Source organism: Streptomyces cinnabarinus (assembly GCF_027270315.1).
Lineage (GTDB): Bacteria > Actinomycetota > Actinomycetes > Streptomycetales > Streptomycetaceae > Streptomyces > Streptomyces cinnabarinus.
Genome location: NZ_CP114413.1, coordinates 3,613,277 through 3,626,178, shown reverse-complemented (window position 1 = coordinate 3,626,178; position 12,902 = coordinate 3,613,277). Strand labels below are relative to the sequence as shown.

Below are 12,902 nucleotides of genomic sequence, written 5' to 3'. Positions count from 1 at the left end.
CCGCGTCAGACCTTCGTGACGTCCTCCACCTCGTCCTCCGGCTCCCGGCCGGGCGTCTTCAGATCGAACTTGAGGATCGCGAACCGGAAGATCGCGTAATACACGACTGCGAACGCCAGCCCGATCGGAATGATGAGCCACGGCTTGGTCGCCAGGTTCCAGTTGATGATGTAGTCGATGAGGCCGGCGGAGAAGCTGAACCCGTCGTGCACCCCGAGCCCCCATGTCACCGCCATCGACACACCCGTCAGCAGCGCGTGCACCGCGTACAGCAGCGGCGCGATGAACAGGAACGAGTACTCGATCGGCTCGGTGATGCCGGTGACGAACGAGGTCAGCGCGACCGACAGCATCAGACCGCCGACCTCCTTGCGGCGATGCGGCTTCGCGCAGTGCGTCATCGCCAGCGCCGCGGCCGGCAGCGCGAACATCATGATCGGGAAGAACCCGGACAGGAACTGCCCCGCGTCCGGGTCGCCCGCCAGGAACATGTTGATGTCGCCGTGCACCTCGGTGCCGTCCGGCTTGGTGTACGTGCCGAACTGGAACCAGATGGGCACGTTCAGGAACTGGTGCAGACCGATCACCAGCAAGGCCCGGTTCGCGACACCGAAGATGCCCGCACCCCACGCGCCCGCGTCGCTCAGCCAGTCGCTGAAGTTCTCCAGCGCGTCACCGATCGGCGGCCACACCCACAGGCACAGCGCCGCGAACGCGATCGCGACGAACGACATGATGATCGGCACCAGCCGGCGGCCGTTGAAGAAGCCCAGCCAGTCCACCAGCTTGGTGCGGTGGTAGCGGGCCCAGAAGAAGGCCGTCAGCAGGCCGATCACGATGCCGCCGAAGACCCCGGGGTTCTGGTAGGTGAACGCCTCCACCGCCCCGTCGGCGGTGCCCTGGCAGCCGATGTTCGGGACCGACTCCGTGCCGTCCGGGCAGTCCTCGGGGAACTGGCGCAGCACCTGGTAGTAGACGAGGAAGCCCGTCACCGCCGCGAGCGCGGTCGAGCCGTCCGCCTTCTTCGCCATGCCGATCGCGACCCCGACGCAGAACAGCAGCGGCAGGCCGAGCGACCCGTCCAGCAGCGCGCCGCCCGCGCCCGCCATGACCTTGGAGACGTCCGTCCAGCCCAGACCTTCGTCGCCGAACACATCTGGCTGGCCAAGGCGGTTGAGGATGCCCGCGGCGGGCAGCACGGCGATCGGGAGCTGAAGACTGCGGCCCATCTTCTGCAGGCCCTGGAACAGCTTGTTCCAGCGCACCCGGGCAGGGCTCAGCGCCTCGTCGGAACTCATCCGGACCCCTTAGCTGAGAGCGGGTTTGGCGAGCGTCCGCCAGGTGGTGTAGACCAGTTGACGGAACGGTTCCGCTGTCGTGATCGCCATCATTCGGCACGTACGGCATGACCGCTCGCGAAGATGGGCCAACTGTGGGTTACTGCGACAAAGCGGTTCGGATCAGGGAGAAACAACATGGCCAGCAAGGCTGAGAAGATCGTCGCCGGGCTCGGCGGCATCGCCAACATCGAAGAGGTCGAGGGCTGCATCACCCGCCTGCGCACCGAGGTCAGCGACGCCTCCCTCGTCGACGAGGCGGCCCTGAAGGCGGCCGGCGCCCATGGAGTCGTCAAGATGGGCACGGCGATCCAGGTCGTCATCGGCACCGACGCCGACCCGATCGCAGCGGAGATCGAAGACATGATGTGAGCCCCGGGCCCTGAAACGGCCGGGTTCACGCGAAGGGGCCACTTCCCACCGGGGGAGCGGCCCCTTCCACATGTACGGCTAGGCTCGTCGCCATGTCTCGAATCGACGGCCGCACCCCCGAACAGCTCCGCCCCGTCACCATTGAACGCGGCTGGAGCAAGCACGCCGAGGGCTCCGTCCTCGTCTCCTTCGGCGACACCAAGGTCTTCTGCACCGCCTCCGTCACCGAAGGCGTCCCGCGCTGGCGCAAGGGCAGCGGCGAGGGCTGGGTCACCGCGGAGTACTCCATGCTGCCCCGCGCCACCAACACCCGCGGCGACCGCGAGTCCGTCCGGGGCAAGATCGGCGGCCGAACCCACGAGATCAGCCGCCTCATCGGCCGCTCCCTGCGCGCCGTCATCGACTACAAGGCGCTCGGCGAGAACACCATCGTCCTCGACTGCGACGTCCTCCAGGCCGACGGCGGCACCCGCACCGCGGCGATCACCGGCGCCTACGTCGCCCTCGCCGACGCCATCTCCTGGGCCCAGGGCAAGAAGCTGATCAAGGCCGGCCGCCAGCCCCTGACCGGAACCGTCTCGGCGGTGTCGGTGGGCATCGTCGGCGGAGTCCCGCTCCTCGACCTCTGCTACGAGGAGGACGTCCGGGCCGAGACCGACATGAACGTCGTCTGCACCGACGACGGACGCTTCGTCGAGGTCCAGGGCACCGCCGAGGCGGAACCCTTCGCCCGCGACGAACTGAACTCCCTGCTGGACCTGGCGGTTTCGGGCTGCACCGAACTCGCTGTCCTGCAGCGCAGCGCACTTGATACCGTCCTCGAAAAGTAAAGGACGCACCAAGACGGGCGTCCGGCGCAGGCAACCAGGCCGACCGCCCCGGCGTCACTAGGGGTACGGGCGTACGACACACCGTCGTGCGCCCGGCCAGGCACGGGGGCCTGCCAAGAGGGCCTGAGCACGGGAGGGACACCAGCATGGGCGCGAGCCGACGCCGTCGGAGCCGTATCACCATCGTCGCCGCGGTGGCGGCCGTAGGGCTGACCGTGGGACTGACCACCGGCTGCGATGCCGTCAGCAAGGCGCTGGACTGCGTCCAGACCGCCGAAGCCGTCGCCGACAGCGTGACCGAACTCCAGCAGGCCGTGGAGTCCGCCGCGAACGACCCGACGCAGATCGACGAGTCCCTCGACGCCATCGACAAGAACCTCGAAGAGGTCGGCGACAAGACCGACAACGCCGACGTCAACAAGGCCGTCGACGACCTTGCCGCGGCGGTCGACAACGTCCGTACGGCCATCGAGAACGGCGACGAGACACCCGACCTCACCCCGGTCACCGACGCGGCCGGCGAACTGACCAAGGTCTGCACCCCCTGATACTGGGGGCATGACCCGCCTGATCCTCGCCACACGCAACGCCGGAAAGATCACCGAGCTGCACGCCATCCTCGCCGACGCGGGTCTGCCCCACGACCTCGTCGGCGCGGACGCGTTCCCGGAGATCCCGGACGTGAAGGAAACCGGAGTGACGTTCGCCGAGAACGCCCTCCTCAAAGCCCACGCCCTGGCCCAGGCCACGGGCCTGCCCGCGGTGGCCGACGACTCCGGCCTCTGCGTCGACGTCCTCAACGGCGCCCCGGGCATCTTCTCGGCCCGCTGGGCGGGACGCCACGGAGACGACACCGCGAACCTTCAGCTCCTGCTGGCCCAGCTGTCGGACATCTCCGACGACCACCGAGGCGCCCACTTCGCCTGCGCGGCGGCCCTGGCACTGCCGGACGGCCGCGAGCGAGTGGTCGAGGGCCAACTCCGGGGCGTACTCCGCCACACCCCGTCCGGCACCAACGGCTTCGGCTACGACCCCATCCTCCAGCCGCACGGCGACACCCGAACCTGCGCGGAACTGACCCCGGAGGAGAAGAACGCGATCAGCCACCGGGGCAAGGCGTTCCGGGCGCTGGTGCCCGTCGTGCGGGAGCTGCTCGGTTAGAGACTGGTGCGGCCGGAGGGACTCGAACCCTCACGGGAGTTACCCCACTGGGACCTAAACCCAGCGTGACTGCCAATTCCACCACGGCCGCCGGAGACTGCCCGGTCATGCTACTGGCCGGGCAGGGGAGTCAGATGCCCAGGTCCTTGATGATCTTGGCTACGTGGCCCGTGGCACGGACGTTGTAGAGGGCTCGTTCGACCTTGCCCTGCTCGTCCACGACGATCGTGGAGCGGATGACGCCCAGGTACGTCTTGCCGTAGTTCTTCTTCTCGCCGTAGGCGCCGTAGGACTCGGTGACCGTCTTCTCGGGGTCCGCGAGGAGGGTCACCTTCAGGGACTCCTTGTCGCGGAACTTCGCCAGCTTCTCGGGGGTGTCGGGGGAGATGCCGATGACGTCGTAGCCGGCGCCGGCCAGGAGTTCCAGGTTGTCCGTGAAGTCGCAGGCCTGCTTCGTGCAGCCGGGTGTGAGGGCCGCCGGGTAGAAGTACACGATGACCTTGCGGCCCTTGTGGTCCGACAGGGAGACGCCCTTGCCGTCGGCGTCGGGGAGGGTGAAGGCGGGGGCTACGTCCCCGGGCTGGAGTCGCTCGCTCATCTCGCTAGCGTAACCGGGGGTCCTGACAGTGCGGCGGCGCGGAGAGCTGACAGACTGTCCGGAACAGTATCAGCGGACTTCGGAGGCCGTACGGTGGCGGAAACGTCGGACACCAGAACCCCGGCGCAGATCGAGGCGGACATCAGGCGCCGCCGCGAAGTGCTGGCCGAGACGCTCGACGAGATCGGGGTTCGGGTCCACCCGAAGACCATCGTCGGGGATGCCAAGGCCAAGGTCGTCTCTAATATCGATCACACTCTCGGGCGGGCCTACGTCCAGGCCAACCGCGTCGTCAGCGACGTCAGGGCCAAGTTCGTCGACGACGAGGGAGCTCCCCGGCTGGAGCGGGTCATCCCCGCCGCGCTGCTCGTGGTGGGGGTCGTGGGGCTGCTCGCCGTCGGCACCCGGCGCCGCAAGCGCTGACCCGGCGGCGTACGGACGCGGAAAAGGCAGGTAGGTTCGAGGCGTGAGCGCCAACAGAAACGACACCCCCCACCACGACAAGCTGCCCATCCGGATGCTGCACGACCGGGTTCTGGTGCGGCAGGACACCAGCGAGGGCGAGCGGCGTTCCGGTGGCGGGATCCTGATTCCGGCCACCGCCGCGGTCGGCCGTCGGCTGGCCTGGGCCGAGGTCGTCGCGGTGGGGCAGAACGTACGGACGGTGGAGCCCGGTGACCGGGTGCTGTACGACCCGGAGGACCGGGCCGAGGTCGAGGTGCGGGGCGTCGCCTATGTGCTGATGCGGGAGCGCGATCTGCACGCCGTTGCCGCCGACCGGTTCGAGGGCTCCGAGGACTCGACCGGCCTGTACCTGTAGTTCGGTGGCTCGAAGGGGCCGGTGACCATCGTCACCGGCCCCTTCTGTCATTCCTTTGCTAGCTTTGAAGGCAACCCCGACGAGACGCGCCGTACCGGGACAACGCAAAGACGACGCACCGACGTCCGTTCGCGTATCCGTCTCCCGGAGGTTCCCCATGGCCTGGGTCCTGCTCGTCGTCGCCGGTCTGCTCGAAGTCGGCTGGTCGGTCGGGATGAAGTACACCGACGGGTTCACCCGCCTGGTGCCCAGCCTCCTCACCGGCGCCGGAATCGTCGCCAGCATGCTGCTGCTGTCGTACGCCGCCCGTTCCCTGCCCATCGGCACCGCCTACGGAGTGTGGGTCGGTATCGGGGCGGCCGGTGCGGCGGTGGTCGGGATGGTGGTGCTGGGCGAGCCGGCCACCGCCGCGCGGATCTTCTTCGTGTGTCTGCTGCTGGTCGCCGTGGTGGGGCTCAAGGCGACCAGCGGTCACTGAGCAGGGGTTCCCGGCGGTCAGTCCTCTCTACGGCTCGACAGCGGCCCCGCCGCCGTCCCCACCCCCGTCGTGCTCCCTGTCGTCCCGCCCCCGGTGGTCGTGTCGCCGGTCGTGCCGCCGTCCGCCGTACCGCCGCCCGTGGTGGTGTCCCCGCCGGTCGTCTCGCCGGTGGTCGTGCCGCCGTCGGTGGTGGTGCCGCCGTCCGTCGTGCCGCCGTCCGTGCCGCCGGTCGTCGTCCCGCCGCCGGTGGTGGTGTCGCCGGTCGTCTCGCCGGTGGTCGTGCCGCCGTCGGTGGTGCCGCCGGTGTCCGTGCCGCCGGTCGTCGTCCCGCCCTGGTCCTCGTCCTCGTCGCCCGTGCCCGGGTCGGTGCTCGGCGCGACGGGCAGGGTGTCGACGATGTCCGCGCCCTCCTGGAGCTCCAGGTCGAACTCGGTGACCGGCTTGCCCTTGAGGGCGTCCTTGGTGAACTGCGCCCAGATCTCCGCGGGCGCCCCGCCGCCGTTGATGCGCGGCAGGCCCATCACCTTGTACAGCGGCTTGTGCTCGGCGGTGACCGGGTCCTGGCCCATCACGGCGACGACGGTGGCGAGTTCGGGGGTGTAGCCGGCGAACCAGGCCGCCATGTCCTCCTCCGCGGTGCCGGTCTTGCCGGCGGCGGGGCGGCCCGCGGCCTGGGCGGCGGTGGCGGTGCCGGACTCCACGACGCTCTGGAGCACCGAGGTCGTGGTGTCGGCGGCGGCCCGGCTGACGACCTGGGAGGTCTTGCGCTCGGGCAGGTCGATGACGTCGGTGCCGTCCTTGGTGATCCGCTCGATCATCGTGTACGTGCCGTGCTTGCCGTGGTTGGCGAGCGTCGCGTACGCCTCCGCCATGTCCAGCACGCTGGCGGTGGCGGTGCCCAGCGCGATCGAGGGGTACGGCTCCAGGTCCGGGGTGTTCGTGGGCAGTCCGAGGTCGATCGCGGTCTGCTTGACCTTCTCGGGGCCGACGTCCACGGCCATCTGCGCGTACACCGAGTTCACCGACTTGTCGGTGGCCTCGCGGACAGTGATGTCGCCGTAGGAGTACTGGTCCTCGTTCTCGGGGGCGTAGGTCTCGCCGGTCCAGCCCTGGACGGGGCGCACGTTGGTGCCGTCGTAGAGCGTGTTGGGGGTGATCAGGCGGCCGTCCTGGGTGTTGGAGGTGTTCTCGACGGCGGAGGTGAACACGAACGGCTTGAAGGTGGAGCCGACCTGGAAGTCCCGGCGGGTGGCGTTCGGGGTGTACTGCTTGACGTAGTCGATGCCGTTGTACATCGCCACGACCTTGCCGGTCCTGGGGTCGACGGAGGCGCCGCCCGCGCGGACGTAGGAGTCGACCTTGCGGGCCTTGGGGTCGAGCTTGTCCATCAGCTGGTCGTTGACGGCCTTGACGAAGGCGTCCTGCCGGGTCTTGTTGAGGGTGGTGGTGATGCGGTAGCCGCCCGCCTCCAGCTCCTTCTCATCCACGATCTTGTTCGTGATGAGGTAGTCCTTGACGATCCGCACGATGTAACCGCGCTGCCCGGACAGGTTGGTGGAGACAGTGGCCTCCTTCGGCATCGGGAACTTCACGCCCGTCCGCTCCGCCTGGCTCAGCCAGCCCTCCTTGACCATGCCGTCCAGGACGTACTCCCAACGGGCCTCGGCGGCGGCCTTGTTCTCGGGGTGCGCGACGACGTCGTACTCGCTGGGCGCGTTGAGCAGCGCGGCCAGGTAGGCGCCCTGGGCGGCGGTGAGTTCGGCGGCGTCGATGCCGTAGTAGGCCTGGGCGGCGGCCTGGATGCCGTAGGCGTTGCGGCCGAAGTAGCTGGTGTTGAGGTAGCCCTCCAGGATCTCGTCCTTGGACTCCTCGCGGTCCAGCTTGATGGAGATGAAGAACTCCTTCACCTTGCGGGTGACGGTCTGTTCCTGTGCCAGGTAGTAGTTCTTGACGTACTGCTGGGTGATCGTGGAGCCGGACTGCTTGCCCTTGCCGGTGGCGGTGTTCCAGCCGGCGCGCACCATCGCCTTGGGGTCGATGGCGGACTCGCTGTAGAAGTCCCGGTCCTCGGCGGCCAGTACGGCGTGCTGGGCCTCCTTGGAGATCTGCGCGAGGTTGACGTTCTCCCGGTTGACCTCGCCGTCCCGGGCGAGCTGGGAGCCGTCGGCGTACAGGAAGACGTTGCTCTGCTTGGTGGCGAGCGCGTTGGCCGGCGGGATCTTGACCAGGGAGTAGCCGAGGAAGAACAGGCCGGCCAGCAGCATCATGCCGATGACGAAGGTGCCGAGCACCATGCGCCAGGTGGGGATCAGCCGACGCCAGCCGGTGCGCCTGGGCCGCTTGGCCTTCCCGGTCGACTGCTCTGGCTGCGGCTGTGGCTGCGGCTCGTCGCTCATCTGGTGCCGTGACTCCTGTTTCGCGTCATACGTTCCCGTACGACCTTGTACGCGTTCTGCGCCCCCAGTTGAAGACTCTCGCACCATGCGTTCCGTTCCCGGATCACGGCACGCTTCGGCAACGGAAAACGCGTGGCGGGCGTCACCGGCTGCGCGCTAGGCTCCTGCGCTTCGGTGTCCGGCGGGCGAGGAGGGCTGTGGCGGTGGGTTCCGGACGGTTGTACGGGGCCGTCGCGGCGGGGGGATTCAGACGGTACGCGACCTATCGGGCCGCCACCGCCGCCGGGGTGTTCACCAACACCGTCTTCGGGGTCATCCTGGTGTACACCTACCTGGCGCTGTGGGACGAGAGACCGCACCTCGGGGGGTACGACCAGACCCAGGCCGTCACCTATGCGTGGCTGGGGCAGGCCCTGTTCTCGACGCTCGCGATCCAGGGCGGCGGCGCCGAGAAGGACCTGATGGCCCGCATCCGCACCGGGGAGATCGCGGTCGATCTGTACCGTCCGGCCGACCTCCAACTGTGGTGGCTGGCCAGCGACTTGGGCCGTTCCGTGTTCCAGCTGCTGGGCCGCGGGTTGATCCCGTTCGCGTTCGGCGCGCTGTTCTTCACCATGGCGCTGCCCCGGTCCGCGGCCACCTGGGCGGCCTTCCTGGTCTCGGTGGCGCTGGCGATGCTGGTGAGCTTCGGGATCCGCTATCTGGCCGCGCTGACGATGTTCTGGCTGATGGACGACCGGGGCGTCACCCAGACCCTGATGATCACGGGAGTCTTCTGCTCCGGCATGGTCCTGCCGCTGAACGCCTTCCCGGAGCCGTGGGGGGACCTGGTGCGGGCGCTGCCGTGGGCGGCGCAGCTCCAGGTCCCGGCGGACGTGCTGATGGGGGAGACCTCGCTGGGGAGCGCGTACGCCTTCCAGGCGGTCTGGGCGGTGGTGCTGCTGGCGGCGGGGCGGCTGCTGCAGTCGGCGGCGACGCGTCGGGTGGTGGTGCAGGGTGGCTGAGACTTCCGTGCCGTCCCGGCTCGGGGAGGGACTTCGGGCGTACCGGATGATCGCCGGGATGTGGATCCGCTCCACGACGGCCTACCGCACCTCCTTCGCCCTCACGGTGGTCGGCAACCTGCTGATCACCGGGCTGGACTTCGCGGCGATCCTGCTGATGTTCTCGCAGGTCGACACGCTCGGCGGCTGGACGCTGCCCGAGGTCGCCCTGCTGTACGGCCTGGCCGCGACCGCGTTCGGCCTCGCCGATCTGCTGCTCGGCTCGATGGACGTCCTCGGCGGCCGGATCCGCGACGGCTCCTTCGACATCCTGCTGGTGCGCCCCGCGCCGGTGCTCGCCCAGGTCGGCGCCGACCAGTTCGCGCTGCGCAGGCTGGGCCGGATCACCCAGGGCGTGCTGGTGCTGGGGTACGCGCTGATGGCCGTGGACGTCGACTGGACGGCGGCGAAGGTGCTGCTGGTGCCGGTGATGGTGATCTGCGGTGGGGTGATCTTCAGCTCGGTGTTCGTGGCGGGCGCGGCCTTCCAGTTCGTGGCGCAGGACGCGGCCGAGGTGCAGAACGCGTTCACGTACGGCGGCAACACGCTGCTCCAGTACCCGCCGACGGTGTTCGGTACGGATCTGGTGCGCGGGGTGACGTATCTGCTGCCGCTGGCCTTCGTCAACTGGGTGCCGGCCGCTTATGTGCTGGGGCGGCCGTACCCGCTGGGGCTGCCTGAGTGGGCGGCGTTCGCCCCGCCGATGGTGGCGGCGGGGTTCGCTGCGGTGGCCGGTCTCGCGTGGCGGTCGGGGCTGCGGGCGTATCGAAGCACGGGGAGTTGAGGGTTGCGTGTTCATTGAGGTGGACGGCGTCGAGAAGGTCTTCGACGTGCGCCGCAGGACCGGGTTCCTGAAGCGGGAGCGGCGGCAGGTGCGGGCGGTCGACTCGATCTCCTTCACCGTGGCGCGGGGCGAGATGGTCGGGTACATCGGTCCGAACGGCGCGGGCAAGTCGACGACGATCAAGATGCTGACCGGGATCCTGACGCCCAGCGGAGGGCGGCTGCGGGTCGCCGGGATCGACCCCTCGCGGGAGCGCAGGCGGCTGGCGCACCGGATCGGCGTCGTCTTCGGCCAGCGCACCACGCTCTGGTGGGACCTGCCGCTGATCGACTCCTACAAGCTGATGCACCGCATGTACCGCATCCCGGACGGCCGTTACCGCGAGAACCTCGACCGCTGTGTGGAACTCCTGGAGCTGGGCGGCCTGTTGGAGGTGCCGGTACGGCAACTGTCGCTGGGCCAGCGGATGCGCGGCGACATCGCGGCGGCGCTGCTGCACGACCCCGAGGTGCTGTACCTGGACGAGCCGACGATCGGCCTGGACGTGATCTCGAAGGCGAAGGTCCGCGGATTCCTCCGGGAGTTGAACAGCGACCGAGGCACCACGGTCCTGCTCACCACACACGATCTCCAGGACATCGAGCAGCTCTGCTCCCGGGTGATGGTCATCGACCACGGCCGCATGGTCTACGACGGCGCGCTGGCCGGGCTGCACGAGGCGGGCGGCAGCGAGCGGATCCTGGTGGTGGACCTGGAGCGGGAACTGGCGCCGATCGAGGTGGGTGAGGCGGCACGGGTGGTGAAGGTGGAGGGCCCGCGGCAGTGGCTGGCGTTCCCGGCGGGCGAGTCGGCGGCGGGCCTGGTCGCCCGGATCGCGGCGGAGTATCCGCTGGTCGACCTGTCCGTACGGGAACCCGACATCGAGGCCGTGATCGCGCGGATGTACGCCGACAAGGCCACCGCATAGTGCCGGGCCGTCGGAACTCGTAGGCTGAACGCATGACCGAAGAACTCCCTGAGCTTCGAGCATCCGACGCCGACCGTGAGCGGGTCGCCGAGATCCTGCGGGAGGCCATGGCCGAGGGGCGCCTCGACATGGAGGAGTTCGGGGAGCGGCTGGACGCGACGTACCGGGCGCGGACGTACGGGGAACTGACCCCCCTCACCCGTGACCTGCCGGCGGCCGGCACCGTGAGCCTGGTCAAGGGCCCCGAGCCGGAAGGCAGTTGGCCGAGCCGCATCACCGGCGGCGAGGGTTCCTCCACGCTGGGGGTCGCGGTCCTGTCCGGCTTCGAGCGCAAGGGCCGCTGGACCGTGCCGCGCCGCTTCAACTGCTTCGCCTTCTGGGGCGGTGGGGAGATCGACCTGCGCGACGCGAACTTCGCGGACCGCGAGGTCGTGATCAACTGCGTGGCGATCATGGGCGGGGTGAACGTCATCGTGCCGCCCGGCGTGGAGGTGGCGACCCGCGGGATCGGCATCATGGGCGGCTTCGATCAGAGCGAGGACGGGGTTCCGGGCGACCCCGGCGCCCCGCGCGTCATCGTCACCGGCTTCGCTTTCTGGGGCGGGGTCGGGGTGGAGCGCAAGGTCACCAAGGCCGAACGCCGGCGGCTGCGCGAGGAGCGCCGCCAGGAGAAGCTGGACCGGCGCAGGGCGCGCGGTGCCCTGGACGGGCACGGCTTCCACCACCGGTCGCGGGACGACGACTGACCGTCCGGGTCGGGTGGGCGGCTCAGAGCCGCGCCGGGGCCGACCCCTTCAGGCTCTCCAGATCCACGGCCTCCGCCATCTCCTCATAGCCCCGGTCGCTCATGTGAAGGTGATCGCCCGAGTCGTAGTCGGCCCGGAGCTTGCGCGGGTTGTACGGGTCCCGCAGCGCCTCGTCGAAGTCCGCCACCGAGTCGAAGACCTTGCCCGCCCGGATCTCCGCGTTGATCTGCTGGCGGACCGCTTCCCGCTGGTCGGTGTAGCCCCGGTGGCCCTGGAACGGCATCAGCGTCGCGCCGATCACCTTCAGTCCGCGCGCGTGGGCCTGGCCGACTATGGTGCGCAGGCCGCCGAGGATGCGGTTCGGGTCGGCGAGCTGCGGGTCGCGGAGGATGTCGTTGACGCCGAGGACGATGACGACGACCTTCACGTTCGTCATGTTCAGCACGTCACGGCCGAAGCGGTCCAGGCCGCTCGGGTTGTCCGCGGGACGGCCGAGCCCGCCGGTCAGGATCCGGTTTCCGCTGATCCCCTGGTTGACCACGCTGTAGCGCGGCAGGTCCTCCCCGGCCGCGAGTGCCGTGCGCAGCCGCCGCGAAAGGGCGTCCGTCCAGCGGCGGTTGGCCCCCGAGGTGGAGGTGATCCCGTCGGTCAGCGAGTCCCCGAGCACCACGATCGTGCCGTCGGCGTCCCTGGACAGCACGTCCAGCGCGGTGAGGTACCGCCAGACGCCGACCTCCTCCGTGTACGCCGTGCCGGTCGCGTCCTCGGTCCGGTCGCCCCGGGCGACGTAGGAGGTCTGGCGCGCGTGCGGGTGGTAGGTGACCGGGCCCGAGGCGGTCGGGGAGTACGTCGTGACCAGCACGTTCGCGTCCGCGGGGATGCCCACGCGCACGGCGTCGCTCATGACCTGCCCGCCCGGCGGGATGACGACCGTGGTGTCGCCGCCGAAGGTGAGCCGCCGCATGGTGTGCGTCACCGCGGCGGCCGTGTCCGACCCGGAGGCGACGGCCAGCGAGGCGTGCGTGATGGTCAGCGGCGACTGGCCGAACAGGTTGGACAGCGTGATCCGGGCACTCGTACCGCCGACACCGGTGTGCACGACGTTGCGGACCGAACGTCCCGCCATGCCCTCCGTCTCGGTGCCGGGCTCGGCGGCGGCCGGCGAGGTCGACCAGGAGCCGACCCAGGTGCCGGTGGAGACCGGTGCTGCCTGGTTGCGCGGGGTGTTCCCGCTGGCCAGGGTGGACTCGCGGCCGCTTCCGTCGTCGGCGGCGACACCTACGTAGATCGCCGCGGACAGGCCCAGGATCAGGGCGACGACGGCGGACAGCAGGGCATAACCGTAACGCCTGGTCATGCGGTGCGTATCT

The 12,902-nt window shown here is 69.6% G+C and carries 15 protein-coding genes, 1 tRNA gene and 1 riboswitch; of the genes, 11 read left to right on the top strand and 5 right to left on the bottom strand.

What is annotated here, in order from left to right:
• Positions 1–5: 5 nt before the first annotated feature.
• The gene (locus STRCI_RS16260; protein WP_269659675.1) at positions 6–1,298 is read right to left on the bottom strand and encodes a PTS transporter subunit EIIC; all 1,293 of its coding nucleotides are present in this window, start codon (positions 1,296–1,298) and stop codon (positions 6–8) included.
• A 177-nt stretch (positions 1,299–1,475) separates the two neighbouring features.
• On the opposite strand from STRCI_RS16260, the gene STRCI_RS16255 reads away from it, so the two are divergent.
• The 4 genes from STRCI_RS16255 (at position 1,476) to rdgB (ending at position 3,700) form a co-directional block, all read left to right on the top strand.
• Positions 1,476–1,709 (top strand): PTS sugar transporter subunit IIB, encoded by a 234-nt coding sequence (locus STRCI_RS16255; protein WP_269659674.1) that lies wholly within the window; start codon positions 1,476–1,478, stop codon positions 1,707–1,709.
• A 92-nt stretch (positions 1,710–1,801) separates the two neighbouring features.
• A complete protein-coding gene (gene rph, locus STRCI_RS16250) occupies positions 1,802–2,539 on the top strand; it encodes a ribonuclease PH (RefSeq protein WP_269659673.1) in 738 nt (245 codons plus the stop codon).
• A 146-nt stretch (positions 2,540–2,685) separates the two neighbouring features.
• On the top strand, positions 2,686–3,087 hold the full coding sequence (locus STRCI_RS16245) for a hypothetical protein (protein ID WP_269659672.1): 402 nt from the start codon (positions 2,686–2,688) through the stop codon (positions 3,085–3,087).
• A 10-nt stretch (positions 3,088–3,097) separates the two neighbouring features.
• Positions 3,098–3,700, top strand: a complete 603-nt coding sequence (rdgB, locus tag STRCI_RS16240; RefSeq protein WP_269659671.1) for an RdgB/HAM1 family non-canonical purine NTP pyrophosphatase — start codon at positions 3,098–3,100, stop codon at positions 3,698–3,700.
• Positions 3,701–3,704: 4 nt separating this feature from the next.
• On the opposite strand, the gene STRCI_RS16235 is transcribed toward rdgB, so the two are convergent.
• Positions 3,705–3,791, bottom strand: a tRNA-Leu gene (locus tag STRCI_RS16235).
• 39 nt (positions 3,792–3,830) lie between these two features.
• Positions 3,831–4,298 (bottom strand): thioredoxin-dependent thiol peroxidase, encoded by a 468-nt coding sequence (bcp, locus tag STRCI_RS16230; RefSeq protein WP_269659670.1) that lies wholly within the window; start codon positions 4,296–4,298, stop codon positions 3,831–3,833.
• Positions 4,299–4,391: 93 nt separating this feature from the next.
• Between bcp and STRCI_RS16225 the strand changes: the two genes are divergently transcribed.
• The 3 genes from STRCI_RS16225 to sugE all read left to right on the top strand — a co-directional run bounded on the left by STRCI_RS16225 (position 4,392) and on the right by sugE (position 5,596).
• A complete protein-coding gene (locus STRCI_RS16225; RefSeq protein ID WP_269659669.1) occupies positions 4,392–4,721 on the top strand; it encodes a DUF3618 domain-containing protein in 330 nt (109 codons plus the stop codon).
• Between the two features lie 94 nt (positions 4,722–4,815).
• A complete protein-coding gene (locus STRCI_RS16220) occupies positions 4,816–5,118 on the top strand; it encodes a GroES family chaperonin (RefSeq protein ID WP_125517739.1) in 303 nt (100 codons plus the stop codon).
• 56 nt (positions 5,119–5,174) lie between these two features.
• Positions 5,175–5,238: riboswitch (guanidine-III (ykkC-III) riboswitch) on the top strand.
• Positions 5,239–5,275: 37 nt separating this feature from the next.
• On the top strand, positions 5,276–5,596 hold the full coding sequence (gene sugE / locus STRCI_RS16215; RefSeq protein WP_269659667.1) for a quaternary ammonium compound efflux SMR transporter SugE: 321 nt from the start codon (positions 5,276–5,278) through the stop codon (positions 5,594–5,596).
• Between the two features lie 17 nt (positions 5,597–5,613).
• Here the strand turns inward: sugE and STRCI_RS16210 are convergent, their stop codons facing one another.
• The gene (locus STRCI_RS16210; protein WP_269659666.1) at positions 5,614–7,992 is read right to left on the bottom strand and encodes a transglycosylase domain-containing protein; all 2,379 of its coding nucleotides are present in this window, start codon (positions 7,990–7,992) and stop codon (positions 5,614–5,616) included.
• A gap of 203 nt (positions 7,993–8,195) precedes the next feature.
• Between STRCI_RS16210 and STRCI_RS16205 the strand changes: the two genes are divergently transcribed.
• From STRCI_RS16205 to STRCI_RS16190, 4 genes are read left to right on the top strand one after another with little or no spacing between them, the layout of a single operon-like run.
• Positions 8,196–8,996, top strand: coding sequence for an ABC transporter permease (locus tag STRCI_RS16205; protein ID WP_269659665.1), 801 nt, complete (start codon positions 8,196–8,198; stop codon positions 8,994–8,996).
• Positions 8,997–9,042: 46 nt separating this feature from the next.
• Positions 9,043–9,819: an ABC transporter permease gene (locus tag STRCI_RS16200; protein WP_269664560.1), complete on the top strand. Its 777-nt coding sequence runs from the start codon at positions 9,043–9,045 to the stop codon at positions 9,817–9,819.
• Positions 9,800–10,786, top strand: a complete 987-nt coding sequence (locus tag STRCI_RS16195; RefSeq protein ID WP_418953461.1) for an ABC transporter ATP-binding protein — start codon at positions 9,800–9,802, stop codon at positions 10,784–10,786. Before STRCI_RS16200 ends, STRCI_RS16195 begins: the two co-directional genes overlap by 20 nt.
• A 32-nt stretch (positions 10,787–10,818) precedes the next feature.
• Positions 10,819–11,532 (top strand): DUF1707 SHOCT-like domain-containing protein, encoded by a 714-nt coding sequence (locus STRCI_RS16190; protein ID WP_269659663.1) that lies wholly within the window; start codon positions 10,819–10,821, stop codon positions 11,530–11,532.
• Between the two features lie 22 nt (positions 11,533–11,554).
• On the opposite strand, the gene STRCI_RS16185 is transcribed toward STRCI_RS16190, so the two are convergent.
• Positions 11,555–12,889, bottom strand: coding sequence for an SGNH/GDSL hydrolase family protein (locus STRCI_RS16185; protein WP_269659662.1), 1,335 nt, complete (start codon positions 12,887–12,889; stop codon positions 11,555–11,557).
• Between the last annotated feature and the right edge of the window lie 13 nt (positions 12,890–12,902).

Excerpts from the sequence above, each read along its gene's own strand:
- STRCI_RS16260 (WP_269659675.1), bottom strand. The coding sequence starts at position 1,298 with ATGAGTTCCGACGAGGCGCTGAGCCCTGCCCGGGTGCGCTGGAACAAG.
- STRCI_RS16255 (WP_269659674.1), top strand. The coding sequence starts at position 1,476 with ATGGCCAGCAAGGCTGAGAAGATCGTCGCCGGGCTCGGCGGCATCGCC.
- rph (WP_269659673.1), top strand. The coding sequence starts at position 1,802 with ATGTCTCGAATCGACGGCCGCACCCCCGAACAGCTCCGCCCCGTCACC.
- STRCI_RS16245 (WP_269659672.1), top strand. The coding sequence starts at position 2,686 with ATGGGCGCGAGCCGACGCCGTCGGAGCCGTATCACCATCGTCGCCGCG.
- rdgB (WP_269659671.1), top strand. The coding sequence starts at position 3,098 with ATGACCCGCCTGATCCTCGCCACACGCAACGCCGGAAAGATCACCGAG.
- bcp (WP_269659670.1), bottom strand. The coding sequence starts at position 4,298 with ATGAGCGAGCGACTCCAGCCCGGGGACGTAGCCCCCGCCTTCACCCTC.
- STRCI_RS16220 (WP_125517739.1), top strand. The coding sequence starts at position 4,816 with ATGCTGCACGACCGGGTTCTGGTGCGGCAGGACACCAGCGAGGGCGAG.
- sugE (WP_269659667.1), top strand. The coding sequence starts at position 5,276 with ATGGCCTGGGTCCTGCTCGTCGTCGCCGGTCTGCTCGAAGTCGGCTGG.
- STRCI_RS16210 (WP_269659666.1), bottom strand. The coding sequence starts at position 7,992 with ATGAGCGACGAGCCGCAGCCACAGCCGCAGCCAGAGCAGTCGACCGGG.
- STRCI_RS16200 (WP_269664560.1), top strand. The coding sequence starts at position 9,043 with ATGATCGCCGGGATGTGGATCCGCTCCACGACGGCCTACCGCACCTCC.
- STRCI_RS16190 (WP_269659663.1), top strand. The coding sequence starts at position 10,819 with ATGACCGAAGAACTCCCTGAGCTTCGAGCATCCGACGCCGACCGTGAG.
- STRCI_RS16185 (WP_269659662.1), bottom strand. The coding sequence starts at position 12,889 with ATGACCAGGCGTTACGGTTATGCCCTGCTGTCCGCCGTCGTCGCCCTG.